Origin of the sequence: Blastococcus tunisiensis (assembly GCF_900112815.1) — a bacterium.
Classification (GTDB): domain Bacteria; phylum Actinomycetota; class Actinomycetes; order Mycobacteriales; family Geodermatophilaceae; genus Blastococcus_B; species Blastococcus_B tunisiensis.
In genome coordinates, this window is sequence record NZ_FOND01000010.1 from 72,885 (window position 1) to 88,190 (window position 15,306).

At 74.3% G+C, this 15,306-nt stretch carries 17 protein-coding genes; 6 read left to right on the forward strand and 11 right to left on the reverse strand.

The features are described 5' to 3' along the window. Position 1: 1 nt before the first annotated feature. The 5 genes from BM142_RS13820 to BM142_RS13840 all read right to left on the reverse strand — a co-directional run bounded on the left by BM142_RS13820 (position 2) and on the right by BM142_RS13840 (position 6,335). On the reverse strand, positions 2 to 1,465 hold the full coding sequence (locus tag BM142_RS13820; RefSeq protein ID WP_175527268.1) for an APC family permease: 1,464 nt from the start codon (positions 1,463 to 1,465) through the stop codon (positions 2 to 4). A 29-nt stretch (positions 1,466 to 1,494) separates the two neighbouring features. After that, on the reverse strand, positions 1,495 to 2,511 hold the full coding sequence (locus tag BM142_RS13825; protein WP_092199725.1) for a C40 family peptidase: 1,017 nt from the start codon (positions 2,509 to 2,511) through the stop codon (positions 1,495 to 1,497). A gap of 316 nt (positions 2,512 to 2,827) precedes the next feature. Next, positions 2,828 to 3,130, reverse strand: a complete 303-nt coding sequence (locus BM142_RS13830) for a hypothetical protein (protein WP_092199728.1) — start codon at positions 3,128 to 3,130, stop codon at positions 2,828 to 2,830. 308 nt (positions 3,131 to 3,438) lie between these two features. Then, entirely contained in the window at positions 3,439 to 4,827 is a 1,389-nt protein-coding gene (locus tag BM142_RS13835; RefSeq protein ID WP_092199731.1) for a metallopeptidase TldD-related protein, read from the reverse strand. Continuing rightward, entirely contained in the window at positions 4,824 to 6,335 is a 1,512-nt protein-coding gene (locus BM142_RS13840) for a TldD/PmbA family protein (protein ID WP_092199734.1), read from the reverse strand. The genes BM142_RS13835 and BM142_RS13840 overlap by 4 nt, the downstream gene beginning before the upstream one ends. A 98-nt stretch (positions 6,336 to 6,433) precedes the next feature. Here BM142_RS13840 and BM142_RS25200 point away from each other — a divergent pair, with 98 nt between their 5' ends. Then, positions 6,434 to 6,910, forward strand: a complete 477-nt coding sequence (locus tag BM142_RS25200) for an MBL fold metallo-hydrolase (protein ID WP_254790923.1) — start codon at positions 6,434 to 6,436, stop codon at positions 6,908 to 6,910. Further along, positions 6,889 to 7,248: an MBL fold metallo-hydrolase gene (locus BM142_RS25205; protein WP_254790925.1), complete on the forward strand. Its 360-nt coding sequence runs from the start codon at positions 6,889 to 6,891 to the stop codon at positions 7,246 to 7,248. The genes BM142_RS25200 and BM142_RS25205 overlap by 22 nt, the downstream gene beginning before the upstream one ends. A gap of 43 nt (positions 7,249 to 7,291) precedes the next feature. Here the strand turns inward: BM142_RS25205 and BM142_RS13850 are convergent, their stop codons facing one another. The 4 genes from BM142_RS13850 to BM142_RS13865 form a co-directional block, all read right to left on the reverse strand. After that, entirely contained in the window at positions 7,292 to 7,720 is a 429-nt protein-coding gene (locus BM142_RS13850; protein WP_217640716.1) for a DoxX family protein, read from the reverse strand. After that, a complete protein-coding gene (locus tag BM142_RS13855) occupies positions 7,717 to 8,223 on the reverse strand; it encodes an SRPBCC family protein (RefSeq protein WP_092199737.1) in 507 nt (168 codons plus the stop codon). Before BM142_RS13855 ends, BM142_RS13850 begins: the two co-directional genes overlap by 4 nt. Continuing rightward, positions 8,220 to 8,582 carry an ArsR/SmtB family transcription factor gene (locus BM142_RS13860; protein WP_092199740.1) on the reverse strand — a complete coding sequence of 121 codons (363 nt, stop codon included), beginning with the start codon at positions 8,580 to 8,582 and terminating at the stop codon, positions 8,220 to 8,222. The genes BM142_RS13855 and BM142_RS13860 overlap by 4 nt, the downstream gene beginning before the upstream one ends. Before the next feature lie 151 nt (positions 8,583 to 8,733). Then, positions 8,734 to 10,032: an amidohydrolase family protein gene (locus BM142_RS13865; RefSeq protein WP_092199743.1), complete on the reverse strand. Its 1,299-nt coding sequence runs from the start codon at positions 10,030 to 10,032 to the stop codon at positions 8,734 to 8,736. A gap of 72 nt (positions 10,033 to 10,104) precedes the next feature. Between BM142_RS13865 and BM142_RS13870 the strand changes: the two genes are divergently transcribed. From BM142_RS13870 to BM142_RS25675, 4 genes are all read left to right on the forward strand, one after another. Further along, the gene (locus tag BM142_RS13870; protein WP_092199746.1) at positions 10,105 to 10,782 is read left to right on the forward strand and encodes a DedA family protein; all 678 of its coding nucleotides are present in this window, start codon (positions 10,105 to 10,107) and stop codon (positions 10,780 to 10,782) included. Then, on the forward strand, positions 10,779 to 11,450 hold the full coding sequence (locus BM142_RS13875; protein WP_092199749.1) for an HAD-IA family hydrolase: 672 nt from the start codon (positions 10,779 to 10,781) through the stop codon (positions 11,448 to 11,450). The genes BM142_RS13870 and BM142_RS13875 overlap by 4 nt, the downstream gene beginning before the upstream one ends. Then, entirely contained in the window at positions 11,447 to 12,073 is a 627-nt protein-coding gene (locus BM142_RS13880) for an alpha/beta hydrolase family protein (RefSeq protein WP_092199752.1), read from the forward strand. The genes BM142_RS13875 and BM142_RS13880 overlap by 4 nt, the downstream gene beginning before the upstream one ends. A gap of 64 nt (positions 12,074 to 12,137) precedes the next feature. Continuing rightward, positions 12,138 to 12,290 (forward strand): DUF6221 family protein, encoded by a 153-nt coding sequence (locus BM142_RS25675; RefSeq protein ID WP_417852094.1) that lies wholly within the window; start codon positions 12,138 to 12,140, stop codon positions 12,288 to 12,290. 115 nt (positions 12,291 to 12,405) lie between these two features. Here the strand turns inward: BM142_RS25675 and BM142_RS13885 are convergent, their stop codons facing one another. Together BM142_RS13885 and BM142_RS13890 are read right to left on the reverse strand one after the other, a co-directional pair. Next, positions 12,406 to 14,007 carry an HNH endonuclease signature motif containing protein gene (locus tag BM142_RS13885; protein WP_092199755.1) on the reverse strand — a complete coding sequence of 534 codons (1,602 nt, stop codon included), beginning with the start codon at positions 14,005 to 14,007 and terminating at the stop codon, positions 12,406 to 12,408. A 172-nt stretch (positions 14,008 to 14,179) separates the two neighbouring features. Beyond that, on the reverse strand, positions 14,180 to 15,232 hold the full coding sequence (locus tag BM142_RS13890) for an SRPBCC family protein (protein WP_092199757.1): 1,053 nt from the start codon (positions 15,230 to 15,232) through the stop codon (positions 14,180 to 14,182). Positions 15,233 to 15,306 lie beyond the last annotated feature (74 nt).

Sequence of the window (15,306 nt, forward strand, 5' to 3'; positions counted from 1 at the left end):
GTCACCCCTCGGCGGTGCTCGCCCGCTCGCGCCAGAACGCCGTGTCCCACCGGCGCCACCAGAGCATCAGCCCGACGCCGGCGGCCATGACCCCGACCCCGATGACCAACGGCGGTCCCACGCCCAGCCAGGCCTGCCCGGTGTAGCTGTTGCCCGCGTCGGCGAGGTCGCGGACGGAGAGGACCAGCAGCCAGGCCAGCATCCCGGCCCCGGCCAGCGGCCCGACGCCCAGCAGCAGCAGGTTGCGCGTGCTGGCGAACAGCCGGCGCCGGAAGTACACGGCGCAGGCCAGGCCGGTCAGGGCGTAGTAGAGCGCGATGAGCAGCGACAGCCCGGTGAGCGAGTCGTAGAGGGCGTTCTCGCTGATCAGGCCCACGACGACGTACCAGGCGACCCCCACCGCGGCCACCCACCAGGTGGAGACGTCCGGCGTGCGGTGAGGGGGCGAGATCGAGGCGAACCGCCGTGGCAGCGCCCCGCGCCGGGCCATGGACAGGCCGGTGCGCGAGGCCGGGATGATCGTCGTCTGGGTCGAGGCGATCGCAGACGTGGCGACCGCGACCAGGACCACCCAGTCCCAGCCGCCGAGCACCTCCGACGACAGCAGGGCGACGACCGCCTCCTCCTCGTCGGCGTTGCCCGCGAGGAAGCCGGTGCCGGCGAAGGAGACGACCGCCGTCGCCACGCCGAGGTAGGTCAGCAGGAGCACGACCGTGGAGAGCACCGCGGCCCGCCCCGGCGCCGTCCGCGGGTTCGTCGTCTCCTCGGTGAGGTTGACCGCCGACTCCCACCCCCAGTAGGCGAAGACGCCCAGCAGCAGGCCGCCGGTCAGCCCCGCCCCACCGGCGCCGAAGGGGTCCAGCCACTCCCAGGAGGGGCTGATCGCCCCGAAGGGGCTGTCCCCCTGCAGGCCCCGCGCGAGGGCGACGGCGGCGAAGACGGCGAGCGCGGCGGTCTGGGCGAGGATCAGCCCGTTCTGCAGCCGGGCCGACAGCTCCGTGCCGCGGACGCAGATCCAGGCCATGAGCAGGATCAGCCCGACCGCGAGCCCCATGACCAGCGGCGTGGACCCGGCCGCGGCATTCAGCTCCAGGGCCAGCAGGGTGAACCGGACGCCGACCTCGGCCAGCGAGCCCAGCACCAGGACGCCGGTCATCGCGATCGCCCAGCCGCCGATCCACCCGGTCCACGGCCCCAGCGCCCGGGTGACCCACGAGAACGTCGTCCCGCAGTCGGGGTCGACGCGGTTGAGCGCGGCGAACGCGCCGGCGATGAGCAGCATGGGCACGAAGGAGGCCAGCAGCACGCCCGGGGCGTGCACGCCCACCAGCGCCACGACCGGCCCCAGGACGGCGGCCAGCGAGTACGCCGGAGAGGTGGCCGCCAGGCCGATCACCAGCGCGTCGAGGAACCCGACGGCGTCCGGCCGGAGCGTCGGCTCCGCGGGGACGGGTCGGGCGGTCACGCCCGGATCGTGCCAGGAGGGCGCAGGGCTCAGCCGAGCCGGACGCCGAAGCGGAACCCGCTCTGGTCGACGCTGGTGACGGCGACGGGAGAGCCGTAGGTGCGGGCGTGCACCATCATCCCGTTGCCGATGTAGAGGCCCACGTGGCTGATCGGCGAGTAGAAGAACACCAGGTCGCCGGCCTGCAGCTCCGCCCGCGACACCTGGGTGCCCAGGGAGGACTGCGCGCGGCTGGAGTGCGGGAGCGAGATCCCGGCGGCCGCGTAGGCGTAGGACGTGAGGCCGGAGCAGTCGAAGGCGTCGGGCCCGGTGGCGCCGTACCGGTAGGGCGTGCCGAGCTGCGCCATCGCGACGCGGATCGCCTCACCGGCGGCACCGGGGGGCATCGGGAGGTCGCGCGGCGGCTGGATCGCGCGGCCGGCCACGGCGGTGGTGACGGCGGCCTGCTCGGCGGCCGACAGGCGGGCGAAGTCGGCCTGGTAGGCGGCGGCCTTCTGTTCGGCCTCGGCCTTCTGCGCCTGCAGCTGCTCGAGCCCGGCACGCGCCGCGGCGCCGGCCTGGTCGGCGACCGCCTGGGCCTCGGCGGCCGCCCGCTGGGCGAGGGAGGCCTCGGTGACGACGGTGTTGGTGTGCGCGGCGATCATGTCCAGCGTCGTCATCTGCTGGACGAGCTCCTCGGCGGACTCGCTCGTCATGAACGCGGCGACCCGGGACTGGGTCTTGCCGGTGAAGCCGGTCTGCGCGATGGCCCGGATCCGCGGCGCGAAGACGTCGAGCGCCTCCTGGGCCGCGGCGGCCTGCGCCGCCGCCTCGTCGGCGACCCGCTGCTGCTCGGCGACGATCAGCTCCGCCTCGTGCAGCTGCTCGTCGATGACGGTCAGCTGCTGCGCGGTGTCCCGCATCAGCTGCTGCGCCTGGGCGGCCGTCGTGGGATCGGCTGCCGCGGGGGCCGGCGCCAGGACCCCGGCGGCCACTGCGAGGAGCGTGGCTCCCAGGGCGAGGACGGCGCGGGAGCGACGCCGGGTCGTCGTGCGTGTGGACTGCACCGTCCACCTCCGTCCGATTGCGCCGGGCCCGGGGAAGGGGCTCGTTGGCTGCGCGTCAGAACGGACGGTAAGGACCCGGTGTCGACAAGTAGTGGGAGGCGCGCTGGTCAGGTGTCGTGGTCCCGCCACACCCGTCACAGCCGTACCGGGCGGAGCGCCCGCCACTCCTGCGCCCCGACGCGGGCAGGTCCGCACATGCACGTGCGCCCACGGCGCGTTCCCGTGGTGGGAATGTGCCGTGGGCGCACGTGGCCGCCTGCCGAGCCCGGCAGGCAGATGTTGTCGACGACCCCGCCGCAGGGGCCGGGGGTGGTTCTCAGCCGGCGAGGGGCTCCTGGGCCTGCAGGCCGGCCACGGTGTCGAGGTCGCGGAGGATCGCGGCGAGCTCGTCGGCGGTCCACGCCTCGCAGCAGTCGCACCCGTCGGCGGCGTAGCTGGCCAGGCCGAGCTTGCCGCCGGCCTGGTCCTCGGCGATGGCGAGATGCCCGGCGACGGGGTGGCGGTGGCAGGCGCAGCCGGAGGCGCACAGCCCCAGACCCCACCCGGAGATGACGACCGTGCGGCCGTCGTCCCGGACCTTGCCCACCTGGAAGACGGACGGCTTGCGACTCCTGCTCACGGAGTCCTCCCCTCGACGGTCCCGGGAACGTCGGGACCCGTGTACCTGTGCTGGAACGACCTGGAGGAGACATCGGCAGGATTTCGGTGACCCTGAATCCCGCGGCTCGACATTTCGTCCTTTTCGGGGGGAGCGGCAGTGCGCTCGTCCCAAAACCGAGCGTAGTGGCACCAGCACACGACGTCGCCGTCATTAGTCACCAGCGGTACCGCGGGTGGTTGTCGGAACTACACCGTTGCGATTCGCTCCGGTGACGGGTGTGACGGACGGGGTCCGACGCCGGTGACCGGTCGCCGCTCCCGGCGCCGTCAGCTGGCGGGCGACACCGAGCTCATGTTGAAGTCCGGCACCCGCAGCGCCGGCATGGCGCACCGGGTGAACCAGTCGTTCCACTCGCGGGGCAGCGTGCGCTCGGTCCGGCCGGCCTGCACGACCCGTCCCAGCAGGTCGACCGGGGACTCGTTGAAGCGGAAGTTGTTCACCGCCCCGGTCACCTCGCCGTCCTCCACGAGGAAGACGCCGTCGCGGGTCAGCCCGGTGAGCAGCAGCGTCTGCGGGTCCACCTCGCGGATGTACCAGAGCGTGGTCAGGAACAGCCCCCGCTCGGTGCCGGCCAGCATCTCCTCGGTGGTCGCCGTCGCCGTCGGGTCCTCGAGGATCAGGTTGTCGACGGCCGCCGTCGCCGGGGCGGTGGTCTTCAGCGCCCAGGCCCGGGGCCGGATCAGGTTGGCCAGCGTGCCGTCGGCGATCCAGTTCACCGCGGGCGTGGCCATGCCGTTGTCGAACACCGACGCCGACCCCGACGAGGCGCTGACCACCTGGAACGGTGCGGTCTCCAGGCCGGCTGCGTTCGGATCGCTGCACAGCGTCAGCGGGAGCGACGCCAGCCGCTCCCCCACCCGGTTGCCGCCGCCCGGCCGCGCGAAGACGTTGCGGCCCTCGTCGGCGTCGCGGGCCTCCATCGTCCAGTAGAGGTAGATCATCAGGTCGCTGACCGCCGACGGCGGCAGCAGCGTCTCGTACCGGCCGGCCGGCAGCTCGACCCGGCGCCTGGACCAGCCCATCTTGCGCTCGACGTCGGCCGCGAGACCGGCCACCGAGACGTCCCGGAAGTCCCGGCTGCCCACACCCGCCCACACCGAGCGGCTGAAGTCGGGGCTCTTGCCGTTGAGCTCCACCCGGCCGGTGGGCTGGTCGGCCCGCAGCCGCAGGCCGGTGGAGCTGCCCAGGTAGGTCGTGGACATCTGGTGCTCGGCGAACCCGAAGAGCAGCTCGCCGCGGTCGCGCGCCTCGCCGAACGCCTGACCGAGGTCGGGGGCGAAGTCGGCGAAGACGCCGATCGACGTCTCGGCGGCGGGGGCGTCCCAGTCCCCGTTCCCCGGCGGCGCCTCGCTGATCAGCGGGACGGCGTCCTCCGCGGGACCGGCGTCCCGGGCGGCCTGCTCGCTGGCGGCCACGAGTGCGGCGACGTCCGGCGTCCCGGTGCGGCTGACGGTGCCGGCGGCCACGCCGGCGCCCCCGTCGACGAAGGACACGACCACGACCTGGCGGGAGCGCATCGAACCGTTGGTGGTCAGGCTGTTGGCCGCCCAGCGCAGGTTGGCCTCCGAGCTCTCCACGACGAAGGCGATCTGGTCGTCGGCCGTCGACGCCGCGAGGCAGCTCTCCACCAGCTCCTGCGGGGACACCCGACTCACCGACCCGCCTCCTGCACCGTGTTCAGGATGTTCACGCCCTCGAACAGCGCCACCGGGCAGCCGTGGCTGACCGGGGCGACCTGGCCCGGCTGGGCCTTGCCGCAGTTCATCGCGCCGCCCAGCACGTAGGTCTCCGGACCGCCGACGGCCCGCATCGAGCCCCAGAAGTCCGTCGTCGTCGCCTGGTAGGCGACGTCGCGCAGCTGACCGGCCAGCTTCCCGCCCTCGATCCGGTAGAACCGCTGCCCGGTGAACTGGAAGTTGTAGCGCTGCATGTCGATCGACCAGCTCTTGTCGCCGACGACGTAGATGCCGCGCTCGACGCCGCCGATCAGCGCCTCGGTGGACGGGCCCGCCGGGTCCGGGCGGAGCGAGACGTTGGCCATCCGCTGCACCGGCACGTGGCCGGGGCTGTCGGCGAAGGCGCAGCCGTTCGACCGGTCCATACCGCGCAGCCGCGCCATGTTGCGGTCGACCTGGTAGCCCACCAGGACGCCGTCCCGCACGATGTCCCACTGCTGCCCGGCGACGCCCTCGTCGTCCCAGCCGACCGTGGACAGCCCGTGCAGCGCCGTCCGGTCGCCGGTGACGTTCATCAGCGGCGAGCCGTACTGCAGGGTGCCGAGCTTGTCGACGGTGGCGAACGACGTCCCGGCGTACGCCGCCTCGTAGCCCAGCGCCCGGTCGAGCTCGGTGGCGTGGCCGACCGACTCGTGGATGGTCAGCCACAGGTTCGACGGGTCGACGACGAGGTCGTACCGGCCGGCCTGCACGGACGGCGCCTTGGTCTTCTCGCGCAGCAGCTCCGGGATCTCGGCGAGCTCGGCCGCCCAGTCCCAGCCGGTCCCGGTCAGGTACTCCCAGCCGCGGCCGACCGGCGGGGCGAGCGTGCGCATGCTCTCGAACGAACCCGTCGCCCGGTCGACGGCGAGCGCGGTGATCTCCGGCTGGATGCGGATCCGCTGCTGGTGCGTCCGGGTGCCCGCGGTGTCGGCGTAGTACTTCTGCTCCTTCACGTGCATGCAGCGGGTCTGCACGTGCTCCACGCCGTCGGCCGCGAGGAGCCGCTCCGACAGGTCGGTCAGCAAGCCGGACTTCTCGCCGTCCGGGACGCCGAACGGATCGACGTCGTAGGCGGACACGAAGACGGCGTCGGGGTACACCGGCTCCGGGGCCAGCTCGACGCGGTCGGTGTTGATGGCGGCCGACACCGTCGCGACGGCGACGGCCTCCTCGGCCAGCCGGACGGCCTCGGCGGCGGTCAGGACGACGCCCGCGGCGAAGCCCCAGGTGCCCTCGTGCACCACGCGGACGGCGAGCCCCAGGTCCTCCCCGTCGACGGAGGCCTCGGGGCGGGCGTCGCGCAGGCTGATCGTCTGGGTGCGGATCCGCTCGACCCGGATGTCGGCGTGCTCGCAGCCCAGGTCGACGGCGCGGGTGAGCGCGGCGTCGGTGAGGGCGGACAGCGGGAGCGCGAGGAAGGACTCGTCGAGGGCGCGTGCTGACACGCGCCCTGTCTACCAACCCCCACCACATCTGCACACTCGTGGCCTCGGCGCGCGCCGGTCGTGCGTGTGCACGGGCAGGCAGGGGTAGGTGCCGCGCCATGGCCCCGCCTCCCGCACCGCCCACGGACGACGTGACGATGACCTTCGGCGGCACCGCGACGATGCTGCTGCGGATCGGCGGGTTCACCCTGCTGACCGATCCCAACTTCCTGCACCGCGGCCAGCGCGCGCACCTCGGCTACGGGCTGCGGGCCAAGCGGCTGACCGAGCCGGCCCTGCAGCCGACCCAGCTGCCGGCGCTCGACGGAATCCTGCTCAGCCACATGCACGGCGACCACTGGGACCGCGTCGCCACCCGGTCGCTGCCCAAGGAGACCCCGGTGGTCACCACCCCGGAGGCCGCGACCTGCCTGGCCGAGCGGGGCTTCACCGGGACGGCGGACCTGCGGGCCTGCAGACCCACGAGTTCACCCGGGACGACGGCACCCTGCGGATCACCTCGGTGCCCGGCGTCCACGGACCCGGGCCGCTGGCGCGAGTGCTGCCGCAGGTCATGGGCAGCGTGCTGGAGCTGATCCGCGACGGGGAGGTCCGCTGGCGCGGCTACATCAGCGGGGACACCCTCTACCGGCCCGTCCTGGGCGAGGTGCTGGAGCGCTGCGGGCCGCTGGACGTCCTCATCCCGCACCTGGGCGGGACGAAGGTGCTCGGCGTGACGGTCACCATGGACGCCCGGCAGGGCGCGGACCTCGTGGAGCTGCTGAAGCCGCCGGTCACCGTGCCGGTCCACTACGACGACTACACCCTGTTCCGGTCCCCGCTCGGCGACTTCGTCGCGGAGGTGGGCCGCCGCGAGCTGCCCGGGGAGCTGCGCACCGTCGGCCGCGGGGAGACCGTCTCCCTGCGGGCATGACGGAAGGGCCCGCGGCAGGAGGCCCGCGGACCCTCCGCGCCGGTCAGCCGGCGGCCGGGCGGGGACGTCGCACGAGGAGCGCGCGGACGTCGTCCCGGCGGTTCCACGCGACCGCCGCGGCCGTCGCGAGGAGCGCGATCGTCAGCGCCGGGCTGACCTCGAGGACGAACACGTTGGTCAGCGTCGCACCCGCCATCAGGACCACCAGGCCGGACGCCGCCGGCCCCGCGAGGCGCGGGACGAGCAGGCCGACGGCGGCGGCGACCTCCAGCGCTCCGACCAGGAAGCGCAGCCACTGGCCGCCCCCGATGTCGGCGAACATGTCCACCATCGCGGCGTCACCGACGAGCTTCGCCGCACCCGCGCCGGCGAAGACGGCGGCGAGGCCCAGCCGGAGCACCCACACGGCGACGGGTCCGGCGCGGCGGCCGGTCGCCGGCCGCCGCGCGGCCGGCACCACCGTGGTGCTCACCGGACGCCGCCGTCCGCCAGGAGCTCGTCGAGCTTCTCGTAGCCCTCGGTGACGCCGACCTCCATGCCGCTGGCGACGAAGCCGTCCCGGCCCTCGAAGGAATCGACCAGGGACGTGGAGGTGAGCCGGGTCCGGCCGCCGCCGAGGTCCTCGAGGACGATCTTCTCCAGGGCGACGTCGTCCGGCATGCCCTCGAAGGCGAACGTCTGCACGATCAGCTCGTCCTGGCGCACCTCGTGGAAGACGCCGTTGAAGCCGTAGTCCTCCCCGTCCTGCGACATCACGTAGCGGTAGGCCCCGCCGGTGCGGCAGTCGTAGCGTTCGATCCGCATCTCCATGCCCTTCGGCCCGGTCCAGCGGGCGAACAGCTCGGGGTCGACGTGCGCCCGGAAGACCTTCGCGGGCGGGGCGTCGAACTCCCGCACGATGCGGACGAGGGGGACGTCGGGGTCGACGACGATCTGGGTCTCGTGGCGCCTGGTCGGGTTGCTGGTGCTGGTCATGACGCGGTTCCTTCCGGGGGCGGTGGGGGTGCGCTCTCCTCCGGCATGGACCGGAGGACGTCGTCGAGGCGCCGGTAGCGCGCCTCGGCCCGACGGCGGTAGCGCTCGATCCACTTGGTCATCAGGTCGAACACCTCCGCCTCGAGGTGGACCGGGCGACGCTGGGCGTCCCGGCTGCGGCTCACCAGGCCGGCGTCCTCGAGCACCTTCAGGTGCTTGGACACCGCCTGGAGACTCACGTCGAAGGGGGCGGCGAGCTCGCTCACCGTGGCGTCACCGATCGCCAGTCTGGCGACCATGTCCCGCCGGGTGGGGTCGGCCAGCGCCGAGAACACCCGGGAGAGCGGATCTGCCACCATGTCGTCCTCCTCGTTATCAACCTTTCGGTTGAACACGAGGCTAGGGCCGGCCACCCGATTGGTCAACCGCTGGGTTGAATACGGCCGGCAAATGTGCAGCAACCGGGGTCCGGAGGACCGTCAGACCCCGATCACTGCGCACTCGACGTGATCAGCCGGCCGCCAGCCGGGCGGCGCGAGCCGCGACGTCCAGGCGCAGCGCCTCGGTGTCCACGGTGGTCGATCGGCCGTCCCGCACCACCTGCCGGCCGGCCACCCAGACGTCGCGGACGTGCCGCCCGGACGCCGACCACACCAGGTGCGCGAGCAGGTCCGCCGGGTCGCCGACGGGCTCGAAGACCAGGTCCCTGGTGTCGACGTGCACCAGGTCGGCGCGGCGGCCCACCACGAGCTGCCCCAGGTCCGGGCGGCCGACGGCGTCGGCCGCCGCCCCCGTCGCCAGCCAGACCGCCTCGGCAGCGGTCAACGCCGTGGCCGACCGGCCGGCGAGCCGGGCCAGCGACGCGGCGAGCCGCAGGTCGGCCAGCAGGTCCAGGCCGTCGTTGGAGGCCGGCCCGTCGGTGCCCATGCCCACCCGGATGCCGCGGTCGAGCATCGCGCGCAGCGGCGCGATGCCGCTGGCCAGCTTGGCGTTGCTCGCCGGGCAGTGCGCGACGGCGACGTCGTACTCCCGCCAGAGGTCGAGGTCGGCGTCGTCCATGTGCACGCAGTGCGCGGCCAGCACCCGCCCGCCCAGCACGTCGTGAGCGGCGAGCAGGGCCGGCACCGACAGCCCGTGGGTGGCCAGCAGTTCGGCGCCCTCCGTGGCGGTCTCGGCCACGTGCAGGTGCAGCAGCAGACCGCTCTCCCGTGCGGCGGCCGCCGCCTCGCGGAGCACCGGCAGGGGCACCGTGTACGCGGCGTGCGGGCCGATGCCGAACTCGACCGTCCCGTCGTCCGGGGCCCCGGCGGCCAGGTCGACGGCGGCCCGCAGCTGCTCCTCGAACGGCGGCAGGCCCGGCAGCGGGATCAGCGGCGTCGCGATGATCGCGCGGCCGCCGGTGGTGCCCACGGCGGCGGCGATCCGGTCCGGGTGGAAGTACATCTCCACGCTGGTGGTGACCCCGTTGCCCAGCATCTCCGCCGACGCGGCGGTCATCGCGACCTCGACGTCCTCGGCGGTCAGCCGGGCCTCCCGCGGCCACATGACCTCCTGCAGCCACCGGTCCAGCGGCAGGCCCTCGCCCTGGCCGCGGAACAGCACCATGGGCGCGTGCGAGTGGGCGTTCACCAGCCCCGGCATCAGCGCCCCGGGCAGCTCGACCAGCTCGGCGTCCCCGGGCGGAGGGGCCTCGGCGGCCGGCCCCACCCAGCTGATCACGCCGTCGTCGACGTCGACCACGGCATCGGGGACGACGGTGCCGGCACGGTCCCCGACGACGGCGGCGCGGGCGGTGAACCGGTGTGCCATGGGACCCCAACCTAGTGGCGCGCCACCCACGGGGCCCGGCGGCGCCCAGGACCCGCCGATACCGTGGAGCCCATGTCACTCCTCGCCGCCACCGCATCCGACGAGGGCGGGATCACCGGCTTCCTGCTGGACCTCGTCGACCGGCTCGGGGCCGTGGGGGTGGGCCTGGCCATCCTGGCCGAGACGGTCGTCCCGCCGATCCCCAGCGAGGCGGTGCTCGGGCTGGCCGGGGTGCTGATCAACGACGGGCGGATGAGCGTCGTCCCGGTGATCGTCTTCGCCACGATCGGTTCGCTCCTCGGCGCGATCTTCTTCTACTACGTGGGCCTGGCACTGGGACCGCGCCGCTCGCACGCCTTCCTCGACCGGCTGCCGCTGGTCGAGACCGAGGACGTGGACCGGACCTTCGAGTGGTTCGCCCGGCACGGCCGGGCGGCGGTGTTCTTCGGCCGCATGGTGCCCATCGTGCGCAGCTTCATCTCCGTGCCGGCCGGCGTCGTCCGGATGCCGCTGGGCCAGTTCCTGCTGTTCACCGCCGGCGGGAGCCTGATCTGGAACAGCGTCCTCATCGGCGTGGGCGTCGCGGCCGGCGACTTCATCCAGGACAACCTGAGGTACCTCGACTACGCGGTGGTCATCGCCGTGGTGCTCTTCGTGGGCTGGTTCGTCTACAAGAAGGCCACCGGCAAGTTGCGCCGGCCGCCGACCGCGGGCGCCGATCTGCCGATCGACGAGCGGGACCAGGCATGAGCCGGCTCCGGCCCGAGGTCGTCGCGTTCGACGTCAACGAGACGCTGCTCGACCTCGCCCCCGTCCGCGCGGCGCTGATCGACGCCGGCCACCCCGGGGAGCTGCTGCGTCCGGTGTTCGGCCGGACCCTGCTGCTCGGCTTCGCCGCGAGCATGACCGGCGGCTGGTGCCGGTTCCGGGATGCCTTCGACGACGCCCTCGCCCAGGAGACCGACCTGGACGCGCACCGGCGATCGGCCGTCGCCGACGCCTTCGGCGAGCTGAGCCCGCACCCCGATGTCGAGCCCGCGCTGCGCCGGCTGACCGAGGCGGGGATCCGGGTGGTCACGCTGACCCACGGCTCGCCGGGCGTCGCGGAGGCGGGCCTCGCCCGCGGCGGGATCTCGCCCCTGGTGGAGCGGACGCTGTCCAGCGAGGACATCCGGGCGTGGAAGCCCGCGCGCGAGGTCTACCTGTGGGCGGCGGGCGCGTGCGGCGTCGCCCCCGGGCGGATGGCGCTGGTCGCCGCGCACGCCTGGGACGTCCTCGGTGCCCAGCGGGCGGGCCTCACCGGGGCGTGGTTCTCCCGCGGCGAGCGGACCTACCCGGCCGTGTTCGACGCCCCGCACGTCGAGGCCGGCGACCTCCCGGCCGCCGTGGACGCCCTCCTGACGCTGCCGGCGGCGTGACCGACGTCCACGAGATCGGCACACCGCACGGTCCGGCCCGGGCGCACGTGACGACGGGCGGGGACCGCGGCACGCTCGTCCTGGGGCACGGTGCCGGTGGCGGGGTCGAGTCGGTGGACCTCGTCCAGGTGGCCGCCGAGGCCGCGGGCGCCGGCTGGCGGGTCATCCGGGTGGAGCAGCCCTGGCGGGTCGCCGGGAAGCGGGTCGCCGCAGCGCCGCCGAAGCTCGACGAGGGCTGGCGCGCGGTGCTCGACCACCTCCGCTCCGCCGGGCTCCTCGCCTCCCCGCTGGTGCTGGGCGGCCGCAGCGCCGGCGCCCGGGTCGCCTGCCGGACGGCGGCCGATCAGGGCGCCGCCGGGGTGCTGGCGCTCGCGTTCCCGTTGCACCCGCCGGGCAGGCCGGAGAAGAGCCGCGCCGGCGAGCTGACCGCCGTCCCGGTGCCGCTGGTCGTCGTCCAGGGCGAGACGGACGTCTTCGGCGGGCCGGCGGAGGTGGCCGCCGTCCTCACCGGGCGGGCCTTGGCCTCGGTCTACGCCGTCCCGGGCGACCACTCGCTCAAGCGCAACGTCGACGTCGTGGCGGCCGCCGCGCTGTCCTGGCTCGACGAACTCACCACCGGCTGAGTTCGGCAGCAGGCGTTGCTTTGGGTGGGAAAGCAGGCCATGCCCGGTCCAGTCGACTTTCTGCTTGCCCGTATCGCCGAGGACGAGGCCCTCGCACGGGCGGCGGTCCGGACGACCGAGCGCGGCGGCGCGGCCCGGAAGCCTTGGCGCGGTGGTCGAACTCCTCGCACTGTCGTACGCCGATCACCGGGACTACGACGACGAGTGGCGGCCCTGAGCGTCGGCGACCTGATGACGCGGAACGTCTGTGAGCCTGCCGGGCGCATGCGGCCCCTGCGCGACACATCAACGCCTGCTGCCGAATTCGTCGCAGCCCGATCGCTGCTCCCCACTCAGAAGGGCGGCGGCTCGTCGTCGGGCTCGTCGGGTTCGGCGAGACCGGGTGGTCGGGTGGTGCGGGTGACGCCGCTGGGTGTGGTGACGGTGAGGGTGCCGTCGGCGGCCATGCTGAAGGTCCAGCCGGTGGCGTGGGTCTTGAGCCGGTGGTGCCGGCGGCACAGGCAGCAGAGGTTCTCGCAGGCGGTGGCGCCGCCGTCGGCGTGGGCGAGGACGTGGTCGAGGTCGGCCCAGGCGGCCCGGTTGTGGCAGCCGGGGTGGCGGCAGGTGCGGTCGCGGGTGGTGACGAACCGGTGCTGGGCGGGGGTGTGCCGGTAGCGGTCGACCGGGGCGGGGCGGTCCAGCAGCGGGCAGCGACAGTCCCCGGCGGGGTGGGCGGGGCAGCCGCGGCGGGCCAGGCGCTCGAGTTCGGCGCGGGTGACGGTGGCCCGCAACCTGCCGCTGACGGGGTCGGTGAGGGCGAGGTGCAGGGCGCCGCCGGCCGGGGGCTGCAGGCCGCCGGGGCACAGGGCGTCGAGCTGTTCGAGCAGGTCGCGCAGCTGGGCGGCGGTGATCGGCTGCCCGTCCAGGTGCGCCGGTTCGACGCGCCTGCAGTCGGCTGTCCCGTCGGTGGCGGGCAGGTGGGCGGCGGTGCAGGCATCGTGCCCGGCGGAGGCGGCCTGCAGGGTCCGCAATGGGGCGAGCACGGTGAGGGTGGCGGTGACCGGGGCCCGACTGGTGTCCCAGGGCCGGGTGATGAGGTCGTACAGCACCCCGACCCGCAGCTGCCCGATCCGGTGCTCGTCGCCGTCGGCCTTGGCCATCCGCGCGTAGCGATCCAGCGTCTGGTGGATCGTCGTCGCCATCGGATGCGGCAAGAACACCGACAGCTCGGCCATGCCGTCGGCGGCCGGACGAACGACGACGTCCGTGCCGCGCTCGGCCCGCTTGCGTCGCCGGTCGGCCGCGGCCGGGTCCAGGTGCAGCAGTTCGGCGCGGGCGGCGGCCTGCAGCCCGCGGATGCTCAGCCGGTGCGCGCGGGGCAGCACCGCGGCCTCGACCTGGGCCAGCAGGCCGGGCTCGACCTCGCGGGAGGGGGCCAGCAGTTCGGCGGCCAGGGCGCGGGCCCGCGGCCAGTCCAGTCGGCCGTCGGCCAGCGCCGCCCACGTCGCGGTCAGCACACGGGTGAGCAGCAGGCAGTGCTCGGCCAGCGTGGTGGCCGCCGTACGGGAACAGTTGCCGATCATGGCCAGCTCGTCGACGAAGAACTCGCTCACCCCCGGCACCTGCTCCCCTCCCGGGCCCGGCGCCCAGTCGGGGGAGGCGGCGCCGGGTTCCCCGGGCCGCCGGTCGGCGGAGTCGGGGCGGCGCACGGCCAGTTCGGCGACCAGCTCCGCCCGGTAGGCGGCCAGCTGGGCCTCCAGCCGGGTGATCCGCTGCAGCTCTCCGGCGATCTCGCCGTCGGCACGGGAGGTCACCGGCAGCATCTCGCCGAGCCGCGTCGGCCGGGCCACCACTCCGGCCGGCAGCACGTCCGCCGGCGGCATGTCGCCGTCCCAGGGCACGGCGCCGACCGGGGTGACCGTGATCCCTACGCCGAAACCGCCGCCGTCGAACACATGGGCGACCGTACGGGCAGGGTCTGACAGTTTTCTGGTCGCTGACCAGGGAACTCCCCAGGATTCTCGTCCCGGGCCACGCGCAGGTCCGAGCCCGCCCGAGCTCCCGGATCAGTTCAGGAAATCGTCGAGGGCGATGCCGGCCACGGTTCGATGCCGGGCTCGCCAAGGCTCAGCGGCGCCGCCGACGGCGGCGCGCGAGCAGCACGATGACCAGCACGACCCCGGCGATGCCGGCCGCGGGCGCGGCGTAGCGCGCCATCGCGGCTCCGCCGGCGACCTCGAGCAGGTCGATCGGCTCGGGCTCCTCCTGCGGCTTCGGCACCGTGCGCGGCCCGGCGGACGGCACGCTGCGCACGGGGGCGCCCGTAGCCGGCCGGCTGGGCGGGGCGGTGGGGCCGCCGGGAGGCCCGCTGGGCGCCTTGGCCGCGGGCGCGGTGTCGGCGGCAGCAGGAGCGGTGTCGGCAGCGGCCGGCGCGGAGTCCTCCAGCGGCGGCACCGCCGTCACCGGCGCGGTCTTGGCCGCCGCCGTCTTCTTGGCCGGGGCGGCCTTCTTCGCCGGCGCGGGCTCCGCGGAGCCGCTCACCTTGTCGGTCGCCGCCGCGGCGGTCTTCTTGGCGCCCGCGGCCGCCTTCTTGACGGCCTGGCCGCCCGCACCGTTGCCGGCGGCCTGCTCGGCGGAGGCGGCCACCTCCTCGACGGCACCGCTGGCCGTTGCGGCCGCCTTCTGCGCCGCGCTCTCCTCGGCCGCCGCGGCCCGGTCGGCGTCGCCCTGCGCGTCGCCCTCGCCGAGTTGGGCGGCGAGCTTGTCGGCGAACTGCCCGAGCAGCTTGTTGCCGACGTCGGTCATGACCCCGCGGCCGAACTGGGCCGGGCGGCCGGTGATGTTGAGATCGGTCAGCACATCGACCCGGGTGATCGAGCCCTCCGCGGCCAGCCTGGCGGTGACCACCGCGGCCGCGGTGCCGTTGCCGCGCTGGTCCTTGCCGCGGGCGTCGATGACGGCCTTGTGCGCGGCCTCGTCCTTCTCGATGAAGGACGCCTTGCCCTGGTAGGTGAGATTGATCGGGCCGAGCTTGACCTTCACTCGGCCGGTGAAGTCATCGCCGTCGACGGAGTCGAGCGCCGCTCCGGGCATGCACGGGGCGATTCGCTCGATGTCGAGGAGCACCCGCCAGGCCTCGTCGATCGGAACGGGCACGGTGAACGAGTTCTCCAGCTGCACGGGTACCTCCTGGAGGTGCGCTCGGCCGGCCCACCCGGGGAGGGCGGGCCGGCCGGTACGGACGGTTACGGACC